The organism is Mycobacterium gordonae (genome assembly GCF_001417955.2).
Lineage (GTDB): Bacteria > Actinomycetota > Actinomycetes > Mycobacteriales > Mycobacteriaceae > Mycobacterium > Mycobacterium gordonae_B.
In genome coordinates this window covers 1-1,055 of sequence record NZ_LKTM01000213.1, presented here as the reverse complement: position 1 = coordinate 1,055, position 1,055 = coordinate 1, and the positions used below count along the sequence as shown (strand labels likewise).

1 protein-coding gene is annotated in these 1,055 nt (G+C 55.8%); it reads right to left on the bottom strand.

Annotation, left to right across the window (positions count from 1 at the left end):
- Nucleotides 1–184: 184 nt before the first annotated feature.
- On the bottom strand, nucleotides 185–514 hold the full coding sequence (locus AO501_RS16065) for a hypothetical protein (RefSeq protein ID WP_055578658.1): 330 nt from the start codon (nucleotides 512–514) through the stop codon (nucleotides 185–187).
- Between the last annotated feature and the right edge of the window lie 541 nt (nucleotides 515–1,055).

Sequence of the window (1,055 nt, the reverse complement as noted above, 5' to 3'; positions counted from 1 at the left end):
CAACCCACCCGACCATCCAGAGGAGGACGCTCAGTAAATACCGCGCAACGGTGCCTCATTCAGGTTGACAGGTTCCGTCTTCGCGGGCCTTCTTCTCTTCAATCTCGCGGCGCAACTTCGCCGGAACCTCAGCCTCAGCGAAATACCTACCGCTCTCATCGTGGCTCATAATCAAATCCTTTGTCTAAGTGGTGTTCTCAGCCTGCACCCAGTAATAACTAAACTCCGTGCCGGTCAGCTCATTCGGGAAATCCCACTGACGCGGCCCTGTGATCAGATACAACCTGTTCTGCACAGCAAGCAAATCGTCGGGCTGCACGGTGATACCCGACTCCTGAAAGCGCGCGATCCCAATCATTCCCTCAGTCGAGGTCACACCAGGGAAACCGCGTACGGGCTGAGGTGCGGGACCACCCATAATCACACCGTCGATGTCACCGATGTAGCTGTCCTCAAGATCGGCGGGACGCTGACCTTTCCAGTCCCTCGCAGGGCGATATACTTTCGCGTCCACTAATCAGCCCTCTTACGAAACCTATTGAGGCAGAACAACTCCGGAACAGTCCATCCGGTGAAAGCGCCACGAAACGATGCTGACTGCGGACCGACAGCCTCAGTAATCTCAATGCCGCGAGGGTTAGAAATCACACGGCACGACGCCGACAGGACCACAGCACGCAACTCATCATTGGGAACACTGCCGGTGAAACCCTCACCCCTGGTATAGGCCTTCACCATCGCGGTTACGTTCTGAATGACGGCGTTGCCCTGCTCCCGGCTTACCGTCCTGCCCAACAGTGCCGCCAAATCCAAATACGTTGGCGCTGACATGACTACGCCTCAGTTAGAAGAGTGACAGCCTTCGGAGACAACAACGCAACGTCAAAACGGGCAGTCACCCTGATACCGATGGTGTCGTAATCACCGAAAGTCTGATCTAACACAGCAACAGTCGGGTTCTGATCGCGGGCAACAACAACGGAACCTGTCAACCTGAATGAGGCACCGTTGCGCGGTATTTACTGAGCGTCCTCCTCTGGATGGTCGGGTGGGTT